Source organism: Pseudoalteromonas sp. P1-30 (assembly GCF_001400005.1).
Lineage (GTDB): Bacteria > Pseudomonadota > Gammaproteobacteria > Enterobacterales > Alteromonadaceae > Pseudoalteromonas > Pseudoalteromonas atlantica.
The window spans coordinates 454,711-479,374 of the sequence record NZ_LKBC01000001.1 but is presented as its reverse complement, the minus strand read 5'-3'; the positions used below and the strand labels follow the sequence as shown (position 1 = coordinate 479,374).

Here is a 24,664-nt window from a genome sequence, read left to right as displayed (position 1 = left end):
TTAGTCTGTGCTCTTAGTGGCATGGCTCGTAGTTGCGTGTAAGTCTGTTTCACTAATAGTTAGGGGGGTTAGGTGCCAAATATCTTCACTGTATTGGCTTATGGTTCTATCGCTTGAAAATATGCCGCTTGCGGCCGTATTTAAAATACTCATTTGCGTCCAATGCGTTTGGTCCTGATACGCAGCCTCTACCTGCTTTTGCGCTGCCACATAGCTTTCAAAGTCATGTGCAACCAACCACGGATCGTGAGGGCTTTTAATAGCATTAATAATGTCGTCAAATAAATTAGGCTCAAACAGGTTAAATTGCCCGCTTTCGAGTAACTGCATTACGTGGCTTAGGTCGCTGTTTTGCTCTATTAAATGAGAAGGGTTATATCGCGATTTAATATCATCAATTTGATGAGCCTGCGCACCAAACAAAAAGAAGTTATCAGCGCCAATAGCGTCTCTAATTTCAATATTCGCCCCATCTAACGTACCAATAGTAAGCGCACCATTCATCATAAACTTCATGTTCCCGGTGCCTGATGCTTCTTTACCTGCGGTCGATACTTGCTCTGATAAATCAGTTGCAGGGCAAATAGTTTCCATTGCGGTCACATTATAATTTGGCAAAAACGCAACTCGTAAATAAGGCGCTGCAAGTGGGTCTTTATTAATAACCTCAGCTACGTTATTAATAAGCTTAATTATTTTTTTAGCCATGTAATAACCAGGGGCGGCTTTACCCCCTAGTAGCACACAACGTGGTACTAAGTTTGTGGTATCGCCTCGGCGTATACGGTCATATAAATGAATAACATGAAGTACATTTAATAACTGGCGTTTGTATTCGTGAATACGTTTAACTTGTACGTCAAACATCATCTCTACATCAAAATCAACACCACAGCGCTCTTTCACCAAATCGACGAGACGTTGTTTGTTTTCGCGTTTAACATTTTGCCATTGCTGATGAAACGCGGTGTCGTCGAAGTAACGGCGTAATTGGCTTATATCTGCAAAATCGCTAACCCATTTTGAGCCAATTTTTTCTGTAATTAAATGACTCAAGGCCGGGTTGCAGTGTGCTAACCAACGCCTTGGCGTAACCCCGTTGGTTTTATTATTAAACTTGTTAGGCCAAAGCTCGTAAAAGGTTTTAAATAGCCCTTCTTTTAAAAGTTGGGTATGTAGTGCGGCCACACCATTTACCGAATAGCTACCCACAATCGCTAAATAAGCCATGCGTATTTGCGGCACGTCGCCTTCTTCAATTAACGAAAGAGCACGCTGTTTACTTGCATCGCCTGGCCAATGCTGAGCCACTTGCGCTAAAAAGCGGGCGTTTATTTCATAAATAATTTCTAAAATTCGCGGCAATAGTTTTGCAAAAAGCGGCACTGACCATTTTTCTAACGCCTCTGGCAATAGCGTGTGGTTAGTGTAAGCCATTGTGCTGGTTGTAATTTCCCATGCGTTATCCCAATCAAGCTCGTAATCATCAACTAAAATGCGCATTAACTCTGCCACGGCAATACTTGGGTGCGTATCGTTTAATTGAAATACATGATGTGCAGCAAAGTCACTAAAGTCTTCGCCGTACTGTTCAACCCATTGCGATACAATATCTTGAATACTCGCTGATGATAAAAAGTACTGTTGGCGTAATCTAAGCTCTTTACCATTTTCGCTGCTGTCATTTGGGTAAAGCACCATTGTAATTTGTTCTGCTAGGTTTTTTTGCGCTACCGCTTCTGAATAACTCCCCGCATTAAACTCGGTTAAGTTAAATTCGTCGGTCGCTTCTGATTTCCATAGCCTTAGCGTATTAACAATGTCGTTTTTATAACCAGGAATAGGCACATCATATGGCACAGCTAATACGTCGTGACAACCAACCCATTGACGGTGTTCGCGCCCATGTTTGTCGGTATAACTTTGTACGTGCCCAAAAAACTTCACTCGTTGTGATTGCTCAGGCGCGGCAAGCTCCCACGGGTGCCCCTCACGAAGCCAGTTATCGGGTTGCTCAACTTGGTGACCATTTTTTAATGATTGGTTAAACATACCGTATTCGTAGCGAATACCGTAACCAACCACGGGAAGCGCAAGGCTTGCACAGCTATCTAAAAAGCAGGCAGCTAAACGCCCAAGGCCACCATTACCTAGCCCTGCATCGTGCTCTGCCTGGGCTACGGTTTCAATTGTGGTGCAATACTCTTGCAGTGCACTGGAGACTTGTTCGTCTAAGTCGAGGTTTAAAATTGCATTACCAAGTGCTCTACCCATTAAAAATTCTAGCGATAGGTAAGCTGTTTTACGGCGTTTTTCTTGCTTGATTTGTTGTTTGGTTTCTCTGCAACGAGCAACAAGCCGATCTCTGATTGTCAGCGCAAGCGCATGATATAAATACAGTTGCGACTCACCCACTTTGTCACGCCCTAAACTGTAATAAAAGTGCCGAGTTAAATCATCTTTTAAAGTGCTTTCATCAATTACAGGGCCTTCTTGCCACCCTTTTACCACACACACATTTTCGTCTTGCTTAGACATGACCATCGTCCTCTAAATTTGCACTAAAAACCCAGCTGCTTTGTGCTGAAATTTCGACTATTGCATCCTCTTTACTACTCACCGATGCGTTATGTACACTTGATAAAACCATGTCCCATTGCGCCGCGATTGGCGATGGGGGTAACTTACAAAAAACTGTTTTTTTACTCGCATTTAAAATGATTAATAAGGCGTATTTATTTTGCTTATCTAACAAGCTATACATTAAAAACTGGCGCTGCGGTTCGTGCCAATGCTCGTTAGTCATTTTTACGCCCTGCTCGGTAAACCATTTAACCGTAAAGCGCTCGTCAATATCTTCTGAAAATACACTGTGTTTAAACGCACTGTGACCACGCCTTATTTTTAGTGCATCGTCAATAAATCGGGTTAGTGAATGATTTAGCTGTGAGTCTTTCCATGCCAACCAACTGGTGCGGTTATTTTGACAATACGCATTATTATTGCCCCCTTGCGAGTGACCCATTTCACTGCCTGAGGCAATCATAGGCACCCCTTTTGAGAGTATTAGCGTAAGTAAAAAGTTCTTTTGTTGCTGCAGCCTCAGGGCAATAATTTTGGCATCATTAGTAAATCCTTCAACACCACAATTGGTGGAATGATTAGCGCTGTGGCCATCGCGATTTTGCTCGCCATTCGCTTCATTATGTTTATGCTCATAACTCACCAAATCGGCAAGCGTAAAACCATCATGGCTGGTAATAAAATTAATACTGTTTAGCGGCCCGCGCTGGCTGTGCTCAAAAATATCAAATGAGCCATGAATACGTTTTGCCACATTTGCAATAACGCCTTCTTCGCTTTGCCAAAATCGGCGTATTACATCTCTGTATTGGTCATTCCACTCTCGCCAAGGTGCAGCAAAAGCCCCTAGCTGATAGCCACCAGGCCCTATATCCCAGGGCTCACTAATAAGCTTTACACGGCTTAATACAGGGTCTTGTTCAATAGCTTGAAAAAACGCATGGGCGCTATTAAAACCATGGGTATTTCTGCCTAAAATGGTGGCTAAATCAAATCTAAATCCGTCTACTCCCATTACTTGCACCCAATAACGTAAGCTATCAAGTACCAGCTTTAAGGTTTTAGGATGATCAATATTAATGGTGTTACCGCAGCCTGTATCGTTTATATACACCTGAGGCTTATCAGCCACCGTTCTGTAATAAGCTAGGTTATCTAGCCCTCTGAGCGATAAAATCGGCCCATCGGCGCCCGCTTCTGCGGTGTGGTTATAAACCACATCTAAAATAACCTCTAAATCCGCTTTATGAAGCTCGCTAACCATGCGCTTAAATTCGTTAATGTCATCATCAACTAAATAATCTTTATGCGGGGTAAAAAAGTTGAGCGTGTTGTAGCCCCAATAATTTTGAAGCCCCTTTGCCGTTAAAAACTGCTCACTTATAAAAGCATGCACAGGGAGCAGCTCTAGTGCGGTAACCCCTAAATTATGTAAATGCTCAATAAAGCTAGGGTGGCTTAAGCCTAAAAACTTACCTTGTAAATTTTTAGGGATATTAGGGTGTCGGCACGTGGCGCCTTTTACATGGCACTCATAAACAACGGTATTAGACCAGCTATGGTTTGGCTTTTTGTGTTTATAAGGCTGGCTATTAACAACCCGTGATTTAGGTATATCAATGGCATTATTAACGGTGCTTTTCGTGCCAATAGGCATTTGCCCATAGTGGCGCTCACTCCATGTGAATTCGCCAAATAAGTCTTTTGCATAAGGGTCAATCAACAACTTGTGCTCGTTAAACAGCAGGCCTTTTTCAGGACTGTACTCCCCTTCTACGCGATACCCATATAATGCGCCTTCGGCTAAGGGTGCTACATGGGCTGACCATATACCACCTTCGTTGATATGCATGGTTACTTTTAATATTTCAGAGTGCCCACTTTTATCAAATAAGCACACATAAGCTTGTGTTGCTTTAGGTGCGTACAAGCTAAAGTTAACGCCGCCACTGCTAATAGTTGCGCCAAGTGGCTGTGGTTGCCCATGTGAAACCTCAAATCGATTACTCATCTTCAACCTTTTGTAAATAAATAGTCGTTAACCCGCCCACTGCAATTTTAATGCTATGCGAAAAGCCATGAGCGCTTGCCTTAACGCTACTAACCGTGGCGTTTTTGTTTGCTGTTACTTTAATACCTGAGCCAAAAAAAGCGTCATCATCGGTGTTTAAAACAACCTTATACTTACCCGCTGCGGGTACCCCAATTTCATACTCTTGATAAGAAACAGGCGTAAAGTTTGCCACTACTACAATAAAGTCGTGGGCATTTTTAGCATAACGTACAAAACTAAATATACTTTGCTCGTTATTGTTGTTATCTATCCATTCAAAACCCGCAGGGCTTGAGTCGAGTTCATACAGTGCAGGCAATTGCTTATAAACAGTATTAAGCGCTTGTACAGTGTTTTGTATACCGCGGTGGCTTTTATGCTCTAGCAAATGCCAATCAATAGAATGGTTGTGATCCCACTCTTTTCGCTGTGCTATTTCGCCGCCCATAAACAGCAGCTTTTTGCCTGGGTGCGCCCACATAAATGCGTAATACGCACGTAAATTGGCAAATTTTTGCCAATCATCACCAGGCATTTTTTCAATTAATGAGCCTTTACCATGTACAACTTCGTCATGACTTAGCGGTAGAATGTAATTTTCACTAAATGCGTACACCATAGAAAAGGTCATTTCGTGATGATGATGCTGCCTATAAAGCGGGTCATGTTGCATGTAATGAAGGCTGTCGTTCATCCACCCCATATTCCATTTGTAGCCAAAACCTAAGCCATTGTGATCAACACTTTGAGTGACCCCCGGCCACGCGGTCGACTCTTCAGCCACCATCATAATGCCCGGATTGTTTTTATAACTACGCAAATTCACCTGCTTTAAGCACTCAATAGCGCCTAGGTTTTCTCGTCCACCATAACAATTGGCAACCCATTCACCTTCTTTGCGGCTGTAATCTAGATAAAGCATTGAAGCCACCGCATCTACGCGCAGTCCATCAAGGCCAAATTGCTCTAGCCAATACATCGCATTAGAGATTAAAAAGCTTTTAACCTCCGGGCGGTCGTAATTATAAATATAGGTATTCCAATCAGGATGAAAGCCCTGTCGAATATCGGCATGTTCAAATAAATGCGTGCCGTCAAAGTGGTGTAAACCATGCGGATCACTAGGAAAATGCCCAGGCACCCAATCAAGTAGCACGCCTAAGTTTGCTTTGTGGCACTGCTGAACAAAGTATTTAAAACTGCTGTAATCACCAAAGCGACTAGTTGGTGCAAACAACCCCACTGGCTGGTAACCCCAAGAGCCATCAAACGGATATTCACTTATTGGCATTAATTGAATATGCGTAAAGCCCATTTCAAGCGTGTAATTAACCAGTTTGTCGGCAAGTTCGCTATAGCTTAAATAGCGGTTTTCTTCAGCCCTTTGCCATGACCCTAAGTGCACTTCGTAAATACTTATGGGCGCGTCTATATGGTTACGCTTTTGACGATTTTTAAGCTCGCTATCACTGAGCGAAATAGGCGTTGCTTGCTGTTGTAACACACTGGCCGTACCCGGAGCTTGCTGCATTTTAAAGGCAAACGGATCTGCTTTTTCAAGCACATCGCCTTGCTGTGTCACAATAGAAAATTTATAACAGGTATCGGGCTGAAGCCCTGCGATAAAAAGCTCCCATACACCACACGCAGGATGAAAGCGCATATAATGACGATTAGCTTGCCAAAGGTTAAATTCGCCAATAACAGATACACTGGCTGCATTTGGCGCCCACACACAAAAACGCACTCCATCAACCCCTTGTTGATTAATAAAGTGTGCGCCTAAATGTTTATATGCATGCTCTAAACTGCCTTCGTTAAATAAATACATTGCATCTGTATCTAGGCTGCTTGCAAAGCTATATTCATCGTAAAAACATAATGCTGAGTTTGCATATTCAACGTTGCACTTATAAGGCTGGGAGGGCATTTCGTTGCTTGTTGCAATAAATAAATCGCTACTGTTATAACGCTTAGCAATAACTTTTTTATCATTAATAATAATATTTACATTTTTAGCCGCGGGTAAATACACGCGTATTTCGTAGCCATTTTTATAAGCATGTGCCCCTAAAAAGCTAAAAGGGTCTTTAAATCTGCCGCCTTGAAGTGCAGTTACCTGTGCGTCGTAATGGGTCTGTAATGAATCCTTTGGTGCGGTACTACTCATATCCTTTCCTTATTGAATTAACTGCAGCCAAAGTACTGGCATTATTTTTAAAAATAGCGTTGCTTGAATGAGTTAAAACACGGCGCCAATTTGGGTATTCGGTATTAGTACCGGGTATATTCACCGGATACGTTTGTTTATCTAAATCATCAAGCTGAAGTGCAAATAAACGGGTCTCACTGTGTGCAAGTGCTTTGGCAAGTTCACCGTAAACGCACATAGCATCGCTAGTTTCGCTAAGTTGCTCTGCGCTATGTAACTGTATAAAACGCAGTAATCGTTGTTTTTCTTGTTGTCGTTCGTGCAATTGCTGTTGGTACTGCTGATCATCAATAAGCTGATACTGACGTTTAATATCTAAATCATCTGTTTGCCACCAGCCGCAAAATGGCGGTACGTCATGATTCGCTATCATAATTAAACAATGCTTAGGTAATTCTTGTAACGGTAAAAACTCACCATCATGTTGTTTTTCAAAATAAAATAAGCTATTTGAATAAATACCACTTACAGCAAGTGCGTGTTTTACCTCGGGCGGGACTATGCCTAAGTCTTCACCTATTACTATGCACTGATTAAGGTGAGACTCTATTTTTAAAATAGCCAATAAGTGCTCGAAAGGGTAATAAACATAACAGCCATCTTGTGTATGGTTATTTTCAAAGCACCACCATAAGCGCCTTAGTGCCATAACATGATCAATGCGCAAACCGCCAACGCCTTGCATGTTTGCGCGAATAAGTGAGCGATAAAAGGCAAAGTGATCATTTTTTAATTGTTGCGGGTTAAGCGCTGGCAGCCCCCAATTTTGCCCCGCTTGCGCCCAAGGGTCTGGCGGCGCGCCAACATTGGCATTATCACTAAAAAGGGATTGCTGAGATTGATACTCAACGCCATCACCTGCACAACCAACAGCAAGGTCATTAATTAAACCTATTGCCATGCCTTTATTTAAACAGTGCTGCTGACAATGGCTTAATTGTAATTTAGCCTGCCATTGTAAGTAGTAATCAAAGGTAGGATTGGCTGAATTTAGCGTAGTTAGGGTCTGGGCGTTTTGTTTGCAAAACTGGGCAAACTCATCGCGTCGTGAAGCGCTGGCATGTGCTTCAAAATGACTAAATAGCGCTTTAAATAATTCATATTTAACTGCGCTTACTTTTTCATAATTTATAAACTGTTCATTGCTGTTAAAAAGCGCTTTTACCTCATCACTGTGTAACAAAGCATCTAATTGTGGATTGTTTTTAGCATCAGCTGATAGTCCAATACAAATGTACAAAGGATTTAATAACGCACGGCTATTAGGGCTATAGGGACTGGCTCGCTCACTCTGCTGTGCAAACAGCAAATGTAATGGGTTGAGTAATATGTAGTCCATGTGCTGCTGCGCACATAAATCACATAGCTCTAGTAAATCATTAAAATCCCCTATACCTAAGCCCGCTTTGTTTTTAACTGTGTACAACTGCAGCGAAAGTCCAGTGCGCTTAGTATCATCTACTTGAAAAACTTTTTCTGGGGTGGCCCACAATTGAACCTCTTTGCTCTGCTCCCCTACACTAACCAGCGCCTGATGATAACCTACCGGAATAGCTCCTAAAGGCACTGCTACTTCAATATAACGCACGCCATGTACATAGTAATCGCCCGTAATAGCCAAATTATGTAAGTTAGCACGCTCATAGGTTACGTTTAACTTTGGCAACGTTATCGCAACAGGTAAATCACGTTGACGCTCATCTATGCGAATATAAAAAAGGTTATCAGTTAAATTCACTAAGCTGGTATCGGGTGCTAACTCTAACCAAGGCGCAACATCTAATTGATAATTAAGCTGTGCTATTTGGTGTTCATCTTCGGTATTTACACCACAACATTGTAAGGCACGTTTGCGCGTGTCTTCGCTAAATATAACCTGCTCGCCCGTGTATTTAGTAAACTCATAACCGATACCGTGCAGATAAAACAACTGCGAAAGTGCGTCCATTTACTCGCCTTAATTTATGCGTTGAGTGTTCACTATGCTATTTTCTGTGCCAAATGTATTAGGTAGGTAGTCATCTGCTTGGTGGTCGTTATCCCAAATATCACCATTAATTAAATAACGAAAATGAAACTGCTGATCAACTGGCAAGCGTTGCTTACATTTAAATACCCCTTCTTTTTTATTAAGCTTCATAGGCACCGGCTGCCAATCGGTAAATTCGCCAAGTAAACTTACTTGCTCTGCATCAGGGTGGGTAAATTCAAAGGTAACTTCAGCTTCATTTTTTGTTTTGAAAAAACGTTTATTCAACATAGTAGGCTCCAACTAAACCAAAATGGGTACTTAATCTTTGCCACAGGGCCGATACAACACTTTAAAGGGCGATGTGGGGTGCATTTAAACATCATTAAACGCGGGTAATTTAAACAAATTTTTATTTACGCATTATTACAGTGCAAAAAAGTTTTTAGCTGCACATATAAGGTGCGATTACGATAAAAATTTTCGCTTATTAATGACAAACTAATGTACAGCAAGTATTAAACCAACTTAATCATTTTTCATTATTAATATATTGAGTAAAAAATCGTATAAAGGTTCACACTAACCTATAAAATTCTTTCGTTATCAGTGTGCTTAAGTAATAATACACAGCATCTTACGTCTCTGAAATACCAAAAATTTCATGTTGAAAAAAAGCATTTTATTTACTACGGTAATTGTATTTATTGCACTTGCCTCCTTTGTAAGCCTTTCTATATATACCCTTTATAGTAAAAAGCAATTATCAGTAGACCCTAAATTAAAAGAAATTTCAGGCATTGAGTTTGATAAAAAAAAGCGTTTGTGGGCGATTAATGATGGCGGTGACGACCCAAAACTTTATCGCCTGGGCGAAGATGGCGCTATTGAAAAAGAAATCCTTGTTACGAATGCTAAAAATATAGACTGGGAAGACATGACGCAAAATAAATTTGGTCATTTTTTCTTAGGTGATTTTGGCAATAATAAAAACGACAGAAAGTGGTTAACTATCTATAAAATAGAAAACCCAATAGACATAAAAACAGAGACCACCGAAGCCGAAATTATTAAGTTTACCTATCCTGAAATGGACGGCACTCCCATTACGCCTAATAAACGCAACTTTGATTTAGAAGCCTTTGTAGAATACAAACGCCATTTATATTTATTTACCAAAAATAGAACCGAACCTTTCGATGGCATAACCAATGTTTATAAAGTGGGCGATCATGCAGCCAATTTTGATGCTCAGTTAATTGATTCATTTAAAACTTGCACAACTTTAGAAAAACTCTGTTGGATCACATCCGCTGCTCTTAGCCCTGACAGGACTAAACTTGTGTTACTTGATTCTACAAGCATTTGGCTGTTCGAAAACTTTAAAGGCGACAAGTTTTTTTCTGGTGATGTGTCTCGAATCGATTTAGGTATTGTCACGCAAAAAGAAGCAATCACCTTTTATGATGATAATACACTTATTTTTACCGATGAAGAATTTAAAGGGCTGGTAGGAGGAAATGCTTACGTTATTAAATTAAATGAAGCACAAAAAACCGTTATCAGACAAGCGCCAAAGACTGCCGTAAATAAATAGCTACACAAAATTTTGCTATACACGCGGGCTTTAATAAGACGCTGCACACGCTATTAATTTAATGCGTTGTTATTAAATGAGTGCAGCGCTTTTTCTACATCAACTCCCAAAATAATAACGCCAATATGATCGCCCTTGGCATTTTTTATCGCTAGACTTAATTGCACCTGAAAATGATGTGTTGAAGCATCATATTCAACACTGTCAAAGCGATACGCTAAAGACTGCTGGTATACGAGGCTAAATTTATTCTCATCCCCTTGCCAATAATCACTGGTGATTTTGCTTATAGCCACATTTTTACCTTGCTTATCTGTCACTATAATTTCGGTAATTATGCCTTTGAACTGCCTTTGCCATTGTTTTAAATATAATGAAGCATCAGTAAATAGCATATTTTTAGCTAAATCATGTTGATGTGTTTTAACTTCTTTTATCCAAAGCTCGTCAGCGAGTTTAAGCGCTTTATTAGTCAGCTTTATATGGTTACTTTGCGCTGCGGCATCGGTAATTATGGGCTGTGAAATTAACGCCTTTATTGGCTCTAACAATGTATTTAGTATTTGTACTTGTTCGCCCTGTGATAAATAAAACGGTGCAGGGGCACATTGAGGAATCGTTTCATCGAATTTTTCTAAAAAAGAAGGGTGCGAATTAATAAGCTTATTAGCAGCAAAAACCCCTAGAGGCACATAACGATAAAATGAGCGCGGATAGGCAGATGCGTCAATACCTAAGTGATCGGCAGCATTATTAAAATCATCTAAATCAAGTAATACTTTGTCTACTCTATGATGGTGAAGTACGTTTACTATTTCTTCTAGCGAGTTTACTTCAACTAACGAGGTAATATTTTGCGTTTTAAACCAATTAGCCTGATAACTGCCATGGACCACGCCATAACGTAATTTTTTCGGGTCTTTATTAACGCTACCGGGATGAGTAAACCAGTACCAATTTTCTAGGTAAATAGGTGATGACAACTTACCATACTGGCTCATCTCAGAGGTTAAATGCGTTGTAAAATACCCATCTAACCTATCCAGTTTTACCTCGCGACGAGCCCTCAGCCAAGGTAACGATTGCAACTCAAATGGCATATCCATATTGTGTAAAATACATTGCACTTGGTTAACCGCATTATCTGGTGTTGTAAGCGATACATTGGTACCAAATTTTAAGGGTTCAGTTAAAGTTAAAAGTGCAAAAAATAACGTTGTGGGCATAATCCATTGCTAAATAATTATTTGAACTATAACAAGTATAGTCAATAAGCAAAAGATTGCATGAAAGGACTTTATCTTCAGGTATGCTAACTTACACAGTTAATAAATCGCTCTGTAAGTAATGAAACCTTTTCTTTGCTTTTATAGTACTGCTTAGATGTTTTTATTAAATATTTGGCACATTTATTTTTTGCAGATAGAAATTGGTCATTACAACCTTCTGTAGAGCTTCCCTTAGCTTCTTGATAAACTTTATCAGCGCACATAGTTAACGAAAACTCCGAAGCTCCGATTATAATTTCATTTATGCTAACTTCAGCTGTTTCAAGCTTATAATATAAATCACTATACGTTTTAACTTCTATATGCTTATTAAATGCATACTGACTAGCTTTAGCCGTTAAGTAGTAACCAATAAATACAATTGAAAAGATCAGCAATATAGTTTTTTTCATCATTTGTCCCTAATGACGCGATTATGCTACTTCCATTTAATGCAAGACATCCATCTTGTATGCAGCAGATAGTTTATGAGTAATGTTTATAAAAATTTACAAAGGTAGGCGTATTATAATCTATTCCGTTGTTTGTTAAATCCCTGTTATAAAAGCATTTGATAATGCTATTTAAACGTTCAATAGTTTACCACATAAATTAGCCAATACAATTCTATTTAGCTTGTTTAGATAATATTTATTAATGCGGATATATCTAAACATTTGTCATCTTAGCAAAGCGTACCTTTATATAGTTCAAACGCAGAAACGTTATAATAAATTGTGTTAACGCTTAAACTTTGTTTCTAAAATCACTGACGATGTTGTGCGCTCTACCCCATCTAAATTACCTATATCATCAAGTAAATGGCTTAGCTTTTCTAAGTTTTGCGCTTGCACTACAGCAATTAAATCAAACTCCCCACTTATGGCATAAAGCTGGGAAATAGCATCAATCTGTTTAAGTTCTAAATTGGTTTTAGTGGTGAGTTTTTGCATCACCTTTATAGATACATGAGCCGAGACCATACTGGTCAAATAGTCTTCACCGTAATCTACACTATAGCCTTTTATAACTCCTGTTTCTTCAAGTTTTAACATACGGCTTTGCACGGTAGAGCGCGATAAATTAAGCATGCGTGCCAAGTCAGAAATACTGGCTCTTGCATTGGTTTTTAAAATTGAAAGTAGCTTTTCGTCTTGTGGAGTTATCATATTGCTTATTAATTTCGTTATTTTGACTTTTATTGTAATCATTTTTCACAAAATAGCACTGCAAATTTAACCTACAACCTTCGATAATAGTGCTTAATAACAAAAATTACCTAGCTGAGAAAACGCTAACGTTTTTATTTTGCTAATCTTTATTCAATATTCACAATTTTTAGGTGTACATAATGCAAGTAACAAGAGACTTATTTAACGATGTAATGGTGCCAAACTACAATCCGTCGGCAGTTATTCCTGTACGCGGCGAAGGCTCACGTGTGTGGGATCAAAATAACAATGAGTTTATTGATTTTGCAGGCGGTATTGCCGTTAATTGTTTAGGCCACTGTCACCCAGCGCTTGTATCGGCTTTAAAAGAGCAAGGCGAGAAAATTTGGCACTTATCAAATGTGATGACTAATGAGCCAGCCCTGCGTTTAGCGCAAAAAATGGTTGAAGCGACATTTGCTGATAAAGTGTATTTTGCAAACTCAGGCGCAGAAGCCAACGAAGCGGCCCTTAAGCTTGCGCGTCGTTTTGCACTTGACGAACACGGCGAAGAAAAATCACAAATTATTGCCTTTAACAAAGGGTTTCACGGCCGTACATTTTTTACTGTAACGGTGGGCGGACAAGCTGCTTACTCTGATGGCTTTGGCCCTAAACCTGGCGACATTATGCATTGTGATTACAACGACATTGCAGCATTTGAAGCACTTATTAGCGATAAAACATGTGCCGTAATGATGGAGCCACTACAAGGTGAAGGCGGCATTATTTCACCTACCGACGAATTTGCTAAAAAAGTACGCGAGTTATGTACTAAACACAATGCACTGCTAATTTTTGATGAAGTACAAACAGGCGTTGGCCGCACTGGCGATTTATACGCTTACGAAGGTTTAGGTGTAGTGCCCGATATTTTAACGACAGCTAAAGCGTTAGGCGGTGGTTTTCCTATTGGTGCTATGATCACTCGTACTCATATAGCAGAGCACTTAAAAGTAGGTACGCATGGCTCTACGTACGGTGGTAACCCACTTGCCTGTGCAGTAGCAGAAGCTGCATTTGACACCGCAAACACACCGGATGTACTTAACGGCGTTAAAGAGCGTGAACAACTATTTCGCGATGGTTTAAGTGCAATTAACGAAAAATACAACGTATTTAGCGAAGTACGTGGTAAAGGTTTACTTATTGGTGCGGTATTAAACGATAAATTTGAAGGCCGCGCACGTGACTTTTTAGTTGCCAGTGCTAACAATGGTTTAATGAACCTTGTTGCAGGCATGAATGTTATTCGTTTTACCCCTTCTTTAGTTATTCCATTTGAAGATATTAAAGAAGGCCTAGCACGCTTTGAAAAAGCAGTAAGCGACGTAGTAAACGGCTAATTTAATTAAGCGCGCCTTAGGGCGCGCTGTTGGAGCAAGTAATAAATGCAAGTATTACGTCCTATTACCACAGAAGACTTTGCTGCACTTAAGCAAATTGCGATTGAATCGGGCCATGGGTTTACCTCACTTCCGGTGGACGACCAGCTATTAAAAGACAAAATAGACCGCGCCGAGAAAAGCTTTGCTAAAAATATCAATCAGCCGTTAGATGAAAGCTACCTATTTGTTTTAGAAGACAGTGAAACAGGTGAAGTTATTGGCACAACCGCCATAGAAGCCGCTGTTGGCTTATCGGTGCCGCTTTATCATTACCATTTAGGTAAAACAGTACACCACTCGCCTACACTTAATGTTTATAACACCGTTGATATTTTAAGCATGTGTAACGATTACACCGGATGCTCTGAAATATGTACTTTGTTTTTGCGCGAAAACAGCCGTAAAGGCTTAACCGGGCGCTTTTTATCACGCTCACGTTTTTTATTTATGGCGCAGCACAGCGAACGCTTTGCCGATACCGTGATTGCTGAAATGCGCGGCGTAAGTGACGAAGATGGTCACTCACCGTTTTGGCAGTGGCTGCAAGAGCACTTTTTTAGTATTGAGTTTCCCAAGGCCGATCATTTAGTGGGGCTTGGCGATAAAGTGTTTATTAGTGAGTTAATGCCTAAATACCCTATTTACGTAAACTTACTCAGTAAAAAAGCCCAAGCAGTGATTGGCAACGTGCATGAAAAAACTAAACCGGCGCTCAAATTGCTCGAAAAAGAAGGCTTTGAGCACCGTGGCTACGTTGATTTGTTTGATGCAGGCCCAACGGTAGAAGCCAAGCTTGGTAATATTCGCAGTATTCGTGAATCTCAAGTATGCCCTATTACTATTGGCGAGCTGGAACATATTAGCCAGCACAGCTCAGATACTTTAGCCGTTTGTAATCAAGGTGTAAGTGGGTTTAGAGCAACCTTTACCCAGCACGCCCATTATAACCACGCTAAACACACATTAGTAATAAGCCAAGAAGTGGCTGATGCCCTTAATTTATCCCAAGGAGATGCAGCGCGTTTTTTCCGCCTGTAAAACAAATATGAACACACACCTTATAAATAACCAATGGCATTCAGGCCAAGGCCCCGCTTTTAGCTCTGTTAATCCGAGTAACGGCGAAGTTGTATGGCAAGGTAATGGCGCAAATGCCGAGCAAGTAGATGCTGCAATCAATGCAGCTAGAGCCGCACAAGTACAATGGGCAGATACGCCAATTGAGTCGCGTATAACCATACTTGAAAACTTTGTAGCACAATTAAAAGAGCACAGCGAAGAATTTGCAGCCATTATAGCGCGCGAAACCGGCAAGCCTCTTTGGGAAACACGCACAGAAGTAGGCGCTATGACAGGTAAAGTGGCCATTTCGATTAAAGCGTACAACGAGCGTACCGGCACCACTGAAAACCCAATGCCGGGTGCAAAGGCCTTTATACGCCATAAACCACACGGCGTTGTGGCTATATTTGGCCCGTATAACTTTCCTGGGCATTTACCTAATGGCCATATTGTACCGGCTATTTTAGCGGGTAACACCGTGGTATTTAAACCGTCTGAACTAACCCCTCACGTTGCTGAATTTACTTTATCACTTTGGTTAAAAGCAGGCTTACCAGCAGGTGTTATTAACCTAGTGCAAGGTGAAGTAGAAACAGGTAAAGCTCTTGCTTCGCATCAAAACATAGACGGCTTATTTTTTACCGGCAGCTCAAACACCGGCCATTTATTACATAAACAGTTTGCAGGCCACCCAGGTAAAATATTAGCGCTTGAAATGGGCGGTAATAACCCATTAATCGTTAAAAATGTAGCCGATGTAAGCGCTGCAGTGCACGATATTATTCAATCGGGCTTTATTACTTCTGGCCAGCGCTGTACCTGTGCACGCCGCGTGTTTATTGAGAAATCGCTCAATGGCGATGCTATTTTAGAAAAACTGATTAGCGCAACTAAAAACATTGTTGTTGATGACAGCTTTGCAAGCGATCAACCATTTATGGGTGCCATGATCAGCGAAAAAGCCGCCTTAGGCATGGTTGCAGCGCAAAAAGAATTAGTTGCAAGTGGTGGCGAAATACTTGTTGAGCTTAAGCAGCTAAAAGCAGGCACTGGGTTTGTAAGCCCAGGTATTATTGATGTAACTAACATTACAAACATGGCCGATGAAGAACACTTTGGCCCGCTTATAAAAGTGTATCGCTACAACGACTTTGACAGCGCAATAGCAGAGGCTAATAACACCAGCTTTGGTTTATCAGCAGGCTTACTTGGCGATAACGAAGATGATTACAGCCACTTTTTAAAACGCATTCGTGCCGGCATTGTCAATTGGAACCGCCCTATTACGGGTGCCTCTAGTGCAGCACCGTTTGGTGGCATAGGCGCAAGTGGTAACCACAGAGCCAGTGCGTATTATGCCGCTGATTATTGTGCCTACCCTGTAGCATCAGTTGAGGCCGATAAGGTAAACCTGCCACAAACTTTAGCGCCAGGCTTAGTAATTGAATAAGTGAATAACCCAATTTAAGGATTTAACATGCACACTAACGTAAATACATTATTTGAAAACCTATGGGATAACTATTTAGCCGTTACCCCCTCGGCAGATAAAATTCATGATTTATTAGGCTCAACGCAAAAAGATGACATTATTAACGACCATATTGCGCTGCGGACCTTTAATATTGAAAAAGTAGGCCTAGAAAAACTAGCCGCGCACTTTTTAGCACTTGGTTATACAGAGTGTGGTGAATACCACTTTGAAGCTAAAAAGCTCTATGCTAAACACTACGAGCATAGCGACCCTAAGCAACCTAAAGTATTTATTTCTGAGCTATTAGTTGAAAAGTGTTCACCAGAGTTACAAGCTATTGTGACAGATATGGTAGAGCAAATAGATGAAAACGCAGTAACTGCCGATAACTTTTTATACTCAGGTACCCATTGGCAAGTAAGTAGCGACACATACAAGCAGTTACTTGCTGAAAGTGAGTACGCAGCGTGGATGTCGGCATGGGGCTACCGTGCAAACCACTTTACTGTAAATATTAATATGCTTGCTAAGTTTGATAATATTAAGGATGTTAACCAAGCACTTAAAGACGCAGGCTTTGCCCTAAATACATCAGGCGGCGAAGTAAAAGGCTCACCAGAGGTATTATTAGAGCAATCATCAACCCTTGCAGATGAGTATGCTGTCACCTTTAGCGACGGCGAACTGCGCATCCCTAGCTGTTTTTATGAGTTTGCCATTAGATACCCTAAAGCCGATGGCGAGCTTTACACGGGGTTTGTTGCAGCCTCTGCTGATAAAATCTTTGAAAGCACTAACGCGCGTTAAAAATAAAACATGCCTTAATGTTTTAACTTAAAAAAAGCCCGTTTGGGCTTTTTTTTATGACAAAAATATTTAGAACATTTACACTAAGTTTTATGCCTGTATTTACTAAATTTTTGATTATCTTGCATGTACTGCTTATATCATCATTGAGCCATACAAATGAACCACTTACATTACTCTCTAGAGCGAATGCGTCTACTGATGGCTTTTTAAACTCAGATAAAACGTTCGAAAGCCTGCTCAATCATACAATTAATACTAAATTGCAGTGGACCAACCAAGCTCGTCTAATCAAGCGGCTTATGGGTAATGAAGCAGTATGCAGCTACGATATAATAAAAACGCCCGAGCGTGAAAAACATATTTTGTTCTCAAATATACCAACTACTATTTACGAGCAACGAAAAATATACGGATTTAAACGCACCTTACAAAACTTTCCTGAACGAGTCTCTGTTGCTCAACTACTAGAAAAAGACTTTACCCTTGCCGTAGACTCAGGAACGAGTTATCAAAAACTTGAGCCTGTTTTAACAAAGTATAATGAGCAAATTGCAGCGATAAGCTCAGAAGACACCAGCTCTCAACTACCTCAACTTCTCATCCATAATAGAATAGACATGATTGTCGATTACGAGGTTAACGTACTTGGTGCACTCACCAGTGAGCAACTAACACAAATAGATAGTCGTGAAATAGCTGAATTTCCAGAATTTGTTAATGGCTACTTTGCATGTAGTAAGTCAGAGCTTGGCGAAAAAGTAATAAAAACCATCAATATTTTAATGAACACCCCCGAAATTTACGACCGCTTACAAAAAAGTTTACAACAAGCCTATAGTGCTGATACATCTAGCGCTATGATGCTTGCTTACTCTCAAGAGCACGTATACTTAACCTCTGATGAGTAAAATTAATCGTCAAGATAAACACTGCAAATCAATTTAAGATCATGATTTTAATAACAAATAAATTATTTTAAACTTATTTAAAATTTTTATTGCGCTGGATAAAAACCTACATTATTATCTCGCCGCTTCTTGATGATAGCCAATCCGAGTACATTACAAACCCCGTTTGTAGCAAGGCGATAGAGCAACTATCCAAGAGTGAATTTGACTGTGCGTTTGCACTATTGATCTCACTCAACTGACTCGTGGATACACCATACCCGAGCAGTTGCTTAATTGACTCGGAAAATAAAATGGCTTTATCAACACAACTACAAGACACCGTAACTAAAGTACCTGCAGCAGCGGTTGCTGCAAATCAAGCAATTGATTGCGCGCAACCGAGTATTGCCCACATTGAACAACTTGCTTCACAATATGGCGCACCTCTAATGGTGCTTGACTGCGACGCTATACGTCGTCAATACCGTGCACTTAAACATGCACTGCCTGGCGTTGTGTTACATTTTGCTTTAAAGCCTTTACCGCATGCTGCTGTCGTGCGCACTTTGTTAGATGAAGGCGCAAGCTTTGATTTAGCAACCAGTGGCGAAGTTGACTTAGTAGCAAGCCAAGGCGTACCAAGCGAGCGTACAATTCATACGCACCCAATAAAGCGCGACAGTGACATTCGCGACGCACTTGCCTACGGCTGTACAGTGTTTGTGGTGGATAACATTAACGAGCTTGAAAAGTTTATTGCCTATAAAGATCAAGCCGAAATTTTAGTGCGTTTAAGCTTTCGTAATAAAGATGCATTTGCTGATTTATCTAAAAAGTTTGGCTGCAGCCCAGAGGCGGCAATCGACATTATTAGCCTTGCCCAGCAACTTGGTATTCGTATTAAAGGGTTATCGTTTCATGTTGGCTCGCAATCACCTAACCCAACTAAATACGTTGAAGCGATAAATGCATCTGCAAAAGTGGTTAAACAGGTGGCTGAGTTAGGCTTACCAGCACTTAGTACGCTCGATATTGGTGGTGGGTTTCCTGTGCCGTACAGCGCAGATGTGCTACCAATTGATGTATTTTGTGCGCCTATTAATATCGCGTTGGCACAATTACCAGAAACAATGCAAATTATTGCTGAACCTGGCCGTTTTATTGTAGCAAGTAGTGTAACCAGTGTTGCCTCTGTAATGGGACAAGCAACGCGCGAAGGTAAAACATGGTACTACTTAGATGATGGCGTTTATGGCTCTTTTAGCGGTTTAATGTTTGATGAAGCAGCCTACCCTATCGATAGTGCAAAACAAGATGGCGAGCGTTTTGAGTCGGTACTTGCGGGCCCAACATGCGACAGTATAGATGTAATAAGTGATTCAATTATGCTGCCAAAACTAAACAATGGCGATTTAATTATTAGCCGTATGATGGGTGCCTACACACTTGCTACAGCAACCGACTTTAACTTTTTTAAACGTGCTGAGGTCGTTGTATTAAACGAGCAAATGCACAGCCAAGTATTAACAGGTTAAGAAAATAAGTTCCTCGCTATAGGTACGCTGGCTTGTACCTATACATTTCAACGCAGTTGCTCATTCCAACTGCGTTTTTTTATTGCGTTAAATAACTGGGGCTTGATTACCTTTTTGATCAGCAAAGCAGGCTCTAATAAAAGCAACCTGCGCTACTTATTACAAAAATAATGGTTTATAGTCGTTTTCTAACTGTTCAAACGATAAGTCACCTATAAATCTGCCAAAGCTTAGCCACGTTGCTAAACCTCGTAAATCTTTAAAATGTGGTGGTACAAATTTTGGGCTTTCTATTACACCTAAACTATGTAATTGCGATATAAGCCTAAAATCATCAATCGATATTTTTCCGACCAACAATAATGGCAGCTGATCAATGCGCCCAAGCTGTATAGCAACACGAATTAAGTTATATACCAGCACAAATCCTTTAATGTAAGCAATATCCTTAGTAAAAGGTAAGCCTGTTGCCGTGCTTCCCCTAAAAACACGTTGTGCTAGCGTATAGCTTTCATCTTTTGAAAGCCCTTGCGCTAAGTAGTCACGGTATATATCAACAAACTCTGCGCCATCAATCACTTTAGTAACTGCTTGAATACGATTTACTAACTTTGATAAACGCCTAGGCGTTGATTTAAGGGTAATTATTTCTGTTAAAACAGCTAAGCCTTCTTGAGTCACTGTTGAGCTTGGCGTCCCTTTACTTAAACAGGTTAAATAAGGCTGAGCTAGCCCGTTTTGCGTTGTACCTACGTGTATCCAGCCTTCGTGCACTTCTAAAATATCGAGCTCACGCTGGGAGAATTTAACATCTTGATTTAGCTTAATGTTATTTGCACCTGCAGCAGCATCACTGACAATCCCATCGCTGAGCATAACCTCTACATTAATACCCGCCATACTGCTATTCACTTGCTCAGACAGAATACGCACGGCATCACTTGCATTAATATTTTTAGGATCATCAGGCAAAATATCGGCTATTAATAAGTTTTGCAGTGGTTTTTCTAACATATTGGCAAGTTCGAACAGTGAAGGTTCACCTGCATGAAATAAATCTTTTGGGTGACCAAAAAGCTCTACCGACAAATCATGAAACTCAGGCGTTCCTCTATACTCAAGCATACTGAGCACCGTTTTATACTCGCTACACATTTTACCCATGTATTGAGAAATAGGATTTAGCTGACCTAACTGGTTAATAATATTGCGGTGCAAGTTAGAAAACGCTTGGCGTAATTCGCTGGGGACAAATCCTAAATCTCGTTGCTGGTAATAGGCGCTATCGATTAGCGGATTTTTTTGGCACTTTTGCCTGAAAAACGTCTCTTTGATTTGTTTATCCCAGTTAATGGCATCGAGTATTCTAATGGGTGTTTGTAAAGCAATTAATTGCTCTGACAGTTCGCGAGTTTTAAGGAGTAAAGCCTTGTCTATCATGGTGTAAGCTCAACAAAAAATGAGGCTTGAGCATAAGGTAAAACCAGTTAATAGCAAGATTATTTTAGCGCTTTTTAGCCATTGTTTTTACGGTGATCGACCCTCATATATAAAACGTAATAGCTTTAAACAATAAAGGGTTAATGATGAAAAACGAACTCGATAACAAGCAGATCCTCTCTGTGTACGAACGTATTCAGCAGCGCGGTAAACAAAATGATATTGGTAAACATTATCAAGGTGTTACGGCTTACTCTGACATTGACGGCTACACTATTTACTTAGAAGGTAGCGGCGTATTATTGCGCTTTGGGTTTCATAATGCTTATCACCTAGATTATGAGCATGACAAACATAAAGACGACTTTTTAAAAAAACTATACAACATTGCTAATGAGGAATAATGCAGCCAAGACGCATTCGTAAACGCACCACAAACAAGCAAACCACCACGTTTATAAACCAGGTAATTACTGAGCTGCAAGCGCACCCAGAAAAGCTGGAGATAATCCGTCGAAACCTAAATGAATACCGCGAACAGACTCACCTTAAACGCGGTTTTTTGCTGGCTATTGAACGCTTTGACTGGGTGTTTGAGGCCAGTAACGATGTTAATTTTATATGCCAACAAATCTTAGCCGATGATTACATAGGTAATCGCCTTAGACGCTACCCGCTATTATTTAAAGGCGTTATTAATAGCGCCTAATTTACACGCCTTTTTTAACCTTAAGCTCTCCTCTTATAGCCATTACACACTGCTACTTTTTTATTTAGTACACTAATTAAACATGTGAAATGGTTTCGTTTGCTTATTTAAAATACCCTTCGTACTCTAACTATTACCATTCTAACGAATATTTATCTTTTTTATTACTCATACCCCGTAAACAAATCCTTACTATTTTTACCATTTAAAAATTTAAACATAACTCATTGAATATATGTGATTTTATTAATCAAGATCTGCATGTGGCACTACTGCAAATTAACCCGTTTTTATTAATAATCTATCTACATCTTGGTATCTGGTTGTTTACTTGCGCCTTGAATTGTTAGAGCTATTACATTAAGCTTATCTTTATTGAACGTTCAATTAATAAAAATTATGCCTAAAATCGGAATGGAACCTGTCAGGCGTCAGCAGCTAATTGACGCGACCATTGAGTCAGTTGCACAGCGCGGTTTGCAAGGAACAACCATTAACACCATCAGTAAAAATGCGGGTTTATCATCTGGCATTATTAGCCATTACTTTGGTGGCAAGCAGGGGTTAATAGAGGCAACCGTTAGGTATTTGTTATCGAATTTAAAAAATGAATTAATTGAAAAAGTTGAGCCAACCACCAGCGCAATTGAGCGTTTGATGTTTATTGTTGAGGCCAACTTTGCACTTGTTCAACAGCGCAACGACACCACCCGTACGTGGTTAAGTTTTTGGGCGCAGTCAATGCACGATCAAGAACTGCACAGGCTGCAAAATGTAAACAGTAATCGCTTGCAAAGTAATTTAGCATTTTCTTTTAAGCAACTAATGCCCGTAAAGCAAGCAAAACAAGCTGCAGAACTTAGCGCCGCCATGATTGATGGCCTATGGTTAAGAGCAGTATTAAGTCAATCTGACGAAAACCAATTTAAACACAGTGAAACATTAGCAAAAAGCTATGTACATTCACTCATCAAGCAATATGGAGCCTAGCGTGACTACACCTGTCTATCAAAACTTTATTAACGGCCACTTCCTTGCAAACCAAAGTGGTGAAACTTTTGATGTAAAAAATCCAGCCACAGATGAAGTTATTTACTCGGTAGAAGTTGCCGACGAATTTATTCAAAACGCGGCTATCGAAAGTGCAAAACAAGGCTTTGCTCAATGGTCTAAAATGAGCCCAATAGAACGTAGCCGTATTTTATTAAAAGCGGTTGCTTTATTGCGTGAGCGTAATGATGAGCTTGCCTTAGTTGAAGTGCTTGATACAGGTAAACCAATGCAAGAAGCTAATTGCGTTGATATAGAAACAGGCGCAGATGTAATTGAATACTTTGCAGGCCTAGCACCAGCGCAAGTTGGCCAGCAGCAAATGGTTGGCGAAGACTTTTACTATACCCGCAAAGAGCCACTAGGCATTTGTGCTGGTATTGGTGCATGGAACTACCCGCTGCAAATTGCATGTTGGAAATCGGGCCCTGCCCTTGCCGCAGGTAATGCGTTTATTTTTAAACCTTCAGAAGAAACCCCTTTAGGTGCTATTAAACTAGCTGAAATTTTTGTTGAAGCAGGCGTACCTGCCGGCGTATTTAACGTTGTGCAAGGTGCCGGTGATGTAGGTCAGTGGTTAACCTCTCACAGTGAAATAGACAAAGTGTCGTTCACTGGTGAAGTAGGCACAGGTAAAAAAGTAGTGGCAAGCGCTGCCGGTACATTAAAAGACGTAACAATGGAGTTAGGTGGTAAATCACCTTTATTAGTGTTTGAAGATGCCAATATTGAGCAAGCAGTCAGTGCTGCCATGCTAGGTAACTTTTATACGCAAGGCGAAATTTGTACTAACTGTACCCGTATTTATGTTCATAAAAATGTATATCAACAATTTATTGATGAGCTTAAAACACGTACTGAGCAAAATATTATTGCCGGCGACCCACAAGATTTAAATACTAACTTTGGTGCATTAATTTCTAAAAAGCATCAAGAGTTGGTAATGAGCTACATAAAAAGTGGCTTGGCCGAAGGTGCAACGCTACTTACTGGCGGTACAACTCTTTCTCCTGAATCAGCGCCTAATGGCTACTTTGTAGCACCTACGGTATTTACCGATTGCAACGATGACATGACTATTGTTAAAGAAGAAATTTTTGGCCCAGTTATGAGCGTGCTTGTTTTTGAAGACGAAGACGATGTTATCGCCCGTGCAAATGGTACACACCTTGGCTTAGCCGCAGGCGTATTTACTAGCGATATTAAACGTGCGCACCGTGTTATTCACCAATTAGAAGCCGGTATTTGTTGGATTAATGCTTACGGTAATTCACCTGCTGAAATGCCTGTTGGTGGTTACAAGCAATCAGGTATTGGCCGTGAAAATGGCATAGAAACGCTTGATCATTACACGCAAACTAAGTCTATTTATGTGGGCATGGCCGACATAGAAAGCCCGTTTTAAGGTGGCAA

At 40.4% G+C, this 24,664-nt stretch carries 20 protein-coding genes; 11 read left to right on the top strand and 9 right to left on the bottom strand.

Annotated features, from left to right (window positions below):
* The 5 genes from AN395_RS02115 to AN395_RS02095 are packed head-to-tail and all read right to left on the bottom strand — an operon-like array spanning position 1 to position 9,108.
* Complete coding sequence (locus AN395_RS02115; RefSeq protein ID WP_054981909.1) at positions 1–2,538, bottom strand: glycogen/starch/alpha-glucan phosphorylase; 2,538 nt, start codon at positions 2,536–2,538, stop codon at positions 1–3.
* A complete protein-coding gene (glgX, locus tag AN395_RS02110; protein WP_054981908.1) occupies positions 2,531–4,594 on the bottom strand; it encodes a glycogen debranching protein GlgX in 2,064 nt (687 codons plus the stop codon). Before glgX ends, AN395_RS02115 begins: the two co-directional genes overlap by 8 nt.
* Positions 4,587–6,806, bottom strand: coding sequence for a 1,4-alpha-glucan branching protein GlgB (gene glgB, locus AN395_RS02105; RefSeq protein WP_054981907.1), 2,220 nt, complete (start codon positions 6,804–6,806; stop codon positions 4,587–4,589). Before glgB ends, glgX begins: the two co-directional genes overlap by 8 nt.
* Entirely contained in the window at positions 6,799–8,796 is a 1,998-nt protein-coding gene (gene malQ / locus AN395_RS02100; protein WP_054981906.1) for a 4-alpha-glucanotransferase, read from the bottom strand. The genes glgB and malQ overlap by 8 nt, the downstream gene beginning before the upstream one ends.
* Positions 8,797–8,805: 9 nt before the next feature.
* On the bottom strand, positions 8,806–9,108 hold the full coding sequence (locus AN395_RS02095; protein WP_004586437.1) for an isoamylase early set domain-containing protein: 303 nt from the start codon (positions 9,106–9,108) through the stop codon (positions 8,806–8,808).
* Positions 9,109–9,481: 373 nt separating this feature from the next.
* Between AN395_RS02095 and AN395_RS02090 the strand changes: the two genes are divergently transcribed.
* A complete protein-coding gene (locus AN395_RS02090; protein WP_054981905.1) occupies positions 9,482–10,414 on the top strand; it encodes a hypothetical protein in 933 nt (310 codons plus the stop codon).
* A gap of 53 nt (positions 10,415–10,467) precedes the next feature.
* Here the strand turns inward: AN395_RS02090 and AN395_RS02085 are convergent, their stop codons facing one another.
* The 3 genes from AN395_RS02085 to AN395_RS02075 all read right to left on the bottom strand — a co-directional run bounded on the left by AN395_RS02085 (position 10,468) and on the right by AN395_RS02075 (position 12,851).
* Positions 10,468–11,640 carry a hypothetical protein gene (locus AN395_RS02085; RefSeq protein ID WP_054981904.1) on the bottom strand — a complete coding sequence of 391 codons (1,173 nt, stop codon included), beginning with the start codon at positions 11,638–11,640 and terminating at the stop codon, positions 10,468–10,470.
* An 86-nt stretch (positions 11,641–11,726) separates the two neighbouring features.
* The gene (locus AN395_RS02080; protein ID WP_157683940.1) at positions 11,727–12,098 is read right to left on the bottom strand and encodes a hypothetical protein; all 372 of its coding nucleotides are present in this window, start codon (positions 12,096–12,098) and stop codon (positions 11,727–11,729) included.
* 324 nt (positions 12,099–12,422) lie between these two features.
* Positions 12,423–12,851 carry an Lrp/AsnC family transcriptional regulator gene (locus AN395_RS02075; protein WP_004586440.1) on the bottom strand — a complete coding sequence of 143 codons (429 nt, stop codon included), beginning with the start codon at positions 12,849–12,851 and terminating at the stop codon, positions 12,423–12,425.
* 182 nt (positions 12,852–13,033) lie between these two features.
* Here AN395_RS02075 and AN395_RS02070 point away from each other — a divergent pair, with 182 nt between their 5' ends.
* The 6 genes from AN395_RS02070 to AN395_RS02045 all read left to right on the top strand — a co-directional run bounded on the left by AN395_RS02070 (position 13,034) and on the right by AN395_RS02045 (position 20,052).
* The gene (locus tag AN395_RS02070) at positions 13,034–14,239 is read left to right on the top strand and encodes an aspartate aminotransferase family protein (protein ID WP_054981902.1); all 1,206 of its coding nucleotides are present in this window, start codon (positions 13,034–13,036) and stop codon (positions 14,237–14,239) included.
* Between the two features lie 45 nt (positions 14,240–14,284).
* Positions 14,285–15,319: an arginine N-succinyltransferase gene (gene astA / locus AN395_RS02065; RefSeq protein WP_024031782.1), complete on the top strand. Its 1,035-nt coding sequence runs from the start codon at positions 14,285–14,287 to the stop codon at positions 15,317–15,319.
* 7 nt (positions 15,320–15,326) lie between these two features.
* A complete protein-coding gene (astD, locus tag AN395_RS02060) occupies positions 15,327–16,793 on the top strand; it encodes a succinylglutamate-semialdehyde dehydrogenase (RefSeq protein WP_054981901.1) in 1,467 nt (488 codons plus the stop codon).
* Between the two features lie 27 nt (positions 16,794–16,820).
* Positions 16,821–17,624, top strand: coding sequence for a DUF1338 domain-containing protein (locus AN395_RS02055; protein WP_054981900.1), 804 nt, complete (start codon positions 16,821–16,823; stop codon positions 17,622–17,624).
* Between the two features lie 56 nt (positions 17,625–17,680).
* The gene (locus tag AN395_RS02050; protein ID WP_054981899.1) at positions 17,681–18,535 is read left to right on the top strand and encodes a transporter substrate-binding domain-containing protein; all 855 of its coding nucleotides are present in this window, start codon (positions 17,681–17,683) and stop codon (positions 18,533–18,535) included.
* A 293-nt stretch (positions 18,536–18,828) separates the two neighbouring features.
* Positions 18,829–20,052 (top strand): type III PLP-dependent enzyme, encoded by a 1,224-nt coding sequence (locus AN395_RS02045; protein ID WP_095206599.1) that lies wholly within the window; start codon positions 18,829–18,831, stop codon positions 20,050–20,052.
* Between the two features lie 159 nt (positions 20,053–20,211).
* Here AN395_RS02045 and AN395_RS02040 read toward each other — a convergent pair whose 3' ends face one another.
* Positions 20,212–21,492 carry a flavohemoglobin expression-modulating QEGLA motif protein gene (locus AN395_RS02040; protein WP_054981898.1) on the bottom strand — a complete coding sequence of 427 codons (1,281 nt, stop codon included), beginning with the start codon at positions 21,490–21,492 and terminating at the stop codon, positions 20,212–20,214.
* Positions 21,493–21,638: 146 nt separating this feature from the next.
* Here AN395_RS02040 and AN395_RS02035 point away from each other — a divergent pair, with 146 nt between their 5' ends.
* From AN395_RS02035 to betB, 4 genes are all read left to right on the top strand, one after another.
* A complete protein-coding gene (locus tag AN395_RS02035) occupies positions 21,639–21,896 on the top strand; it encodes a DUF3081 domain-containing protein (protein WP_024031788.1) in 258 nt (85 codons plus the stop codon).
* Complete coding sequence (locus tag AN395_RS02030) at positions 21,896–22,201, top strand: hypothetical protein (RefSeq protein WP_004586449.1); 306 nt, start codon at positions 21,896–21,898, stop codon at positions 22,199–22,201. The genes AN395_RS02035 and AN395_RS02030 overlap by 1 nt, the downstream gene beginning before the upstream one ends.
* Positions 22,202–22,615: 414 nt before the next feature.
* Entirely contained in the window at positions 22,616–23,191 is a 576-nt protein-coding gene (gene betI, locus AN395_RS02025) for a transcriptional regulator BetI (RefSeq protein WP_024031790.1), read from the top strand.
* Between the two features lies 1 nt (position 23,192).
* On the top strand, positions 23,193–24,656 hold the full coding sequence (gene betB / locus AN395_RS02020) for a betaine-aldehyde dehydrogenase (RefSeq protein ID WP_054982115.1): 1,464 nt from the start codon (positions 23,193–23,195) through the stop codon (positions 24,654–24,656).
* Positions 24,657–24,664: the final 8 nt, after the last annotated feature.

Coding starts and splice junctions, on each gene's coding strand:
- AN395_RS02050 (WP_054981899.1), top strand. CDS start 17,681: ATGACAAAAATATTTAGAACATTTACACTAAGTTTTATGCCTGTATTT.
- betI (WP_024031790.1), top strand. CDS start 22,616: ATGGAACCTGTCAGGCGTCAGCAGCTAATTGACGCGACCATTGAGTCA.
- glgB (WP_054981907.1), bottom strand. CDS start 6,806: ATGAGTAGTACCGCACCAAAGGATTCATTACAGACCCATTACGACGCA.
- astA (WP_024031782.1), top strand. CDS start 14,285: ATGCAAGTATTACGTCCTATTACCACAGAAGACTTTGCTGCACTTAAG.
- AN395_RS02055 (WP_054981900.1), top strand. CDS start 16,821: ATGCACACTAACGTAAATACATTATTTGAAAACCTATGGGATAACTAT.
- malQ (WP_054981906.1), bottom strand. CDS start 8,796: ATGGACGCACTTTCGCAGTTGTTTTATCTGCACGGTATCGGTTATGAG.
- AN395_RS02085 (WP_054981904.1), bottom strand. CDS start 11,640: ATGCCCACAACGTTATTTTTTGCACTTTTAACTTTAACTGAACCCTTA.
- AN395_RS02090 (WP_054981905.1), top strand. CDS start 9,482: ATGTTGAAAAAAAGCATTTTATTTACTACGGTAATTGTATTTATTGCA.
- AN395_RS02070 (WP_054981902.1), top strand. CDS start 13,034: ATGCAAGTAACAAGAGACTTATTTAACGATGTAATGGTGCCAAACTAC.
- AN395_RS02095 (WP_004586437.1), bottom strand. CDS start 9,108: ATGTTGAATAAACGTTTTTTCAAAACAAAAAATGAAGCTGAAGTTACC.
- AN395_RS02035 (WP_024031788.1), top strand. CDS start 21,639: ATGAAAAACGAACTCGATAACAAGCAGATCCTCTCTGTGTACGAACGT.
- AN395_RS02030 (WP_004586449.1), top strand. CDS start 21,896: ATGCAGCCAAGACGCATTCGTAAACGCACCACAAACAAGCAAACCACC.
- AN395_RS02080 (WP_157683940.1), bottom strand. CDS start 12,098: ATGATGAAAAAAACTATATTGCTGATCTTTTCAATTGTATTTATTGGT.
- glgX (WP_054981908.1), bottom strand. CDS start 4,594: ATGAGTAATCGATTTGAGGTTTCACATGGGCAACCACAGCCACTTGGC.
- AN395_RS02115 (WP_054981909.1), bottom strand. CDS start 2,538: ATGTCTAAGCAAGACGAAAATGTGTGTGTGGTAAAAGGGTGGCAAGAA.
- astD (WP_054981901.1), top strand. CDS start 15,327: ATGAACACACACCTTATAAATAACCAATGGCATTCAGGCCAAGGCCCC.
- AN395_RS02045 (WP_095206599.1), top strand. CDS start 18,829: ATGGCTTTATCAACACAACTACAAGACACCGTAACTAAAGTACCTGCA.
- AN395_RS02040 (WP_054981898.1), bottom strand. CDS start 21,492: ATGATAGACAAGGCTTTACTCCTTAAAACTCGCGAACTGTCAGAGCAA.
- AN395_RS02075 (WP_004586440.1), bottom strand. CDS start 12,851: ATGATAACTCCACAAGACGAAAAGCTACTTTCAATTTTAAAAACCAAT.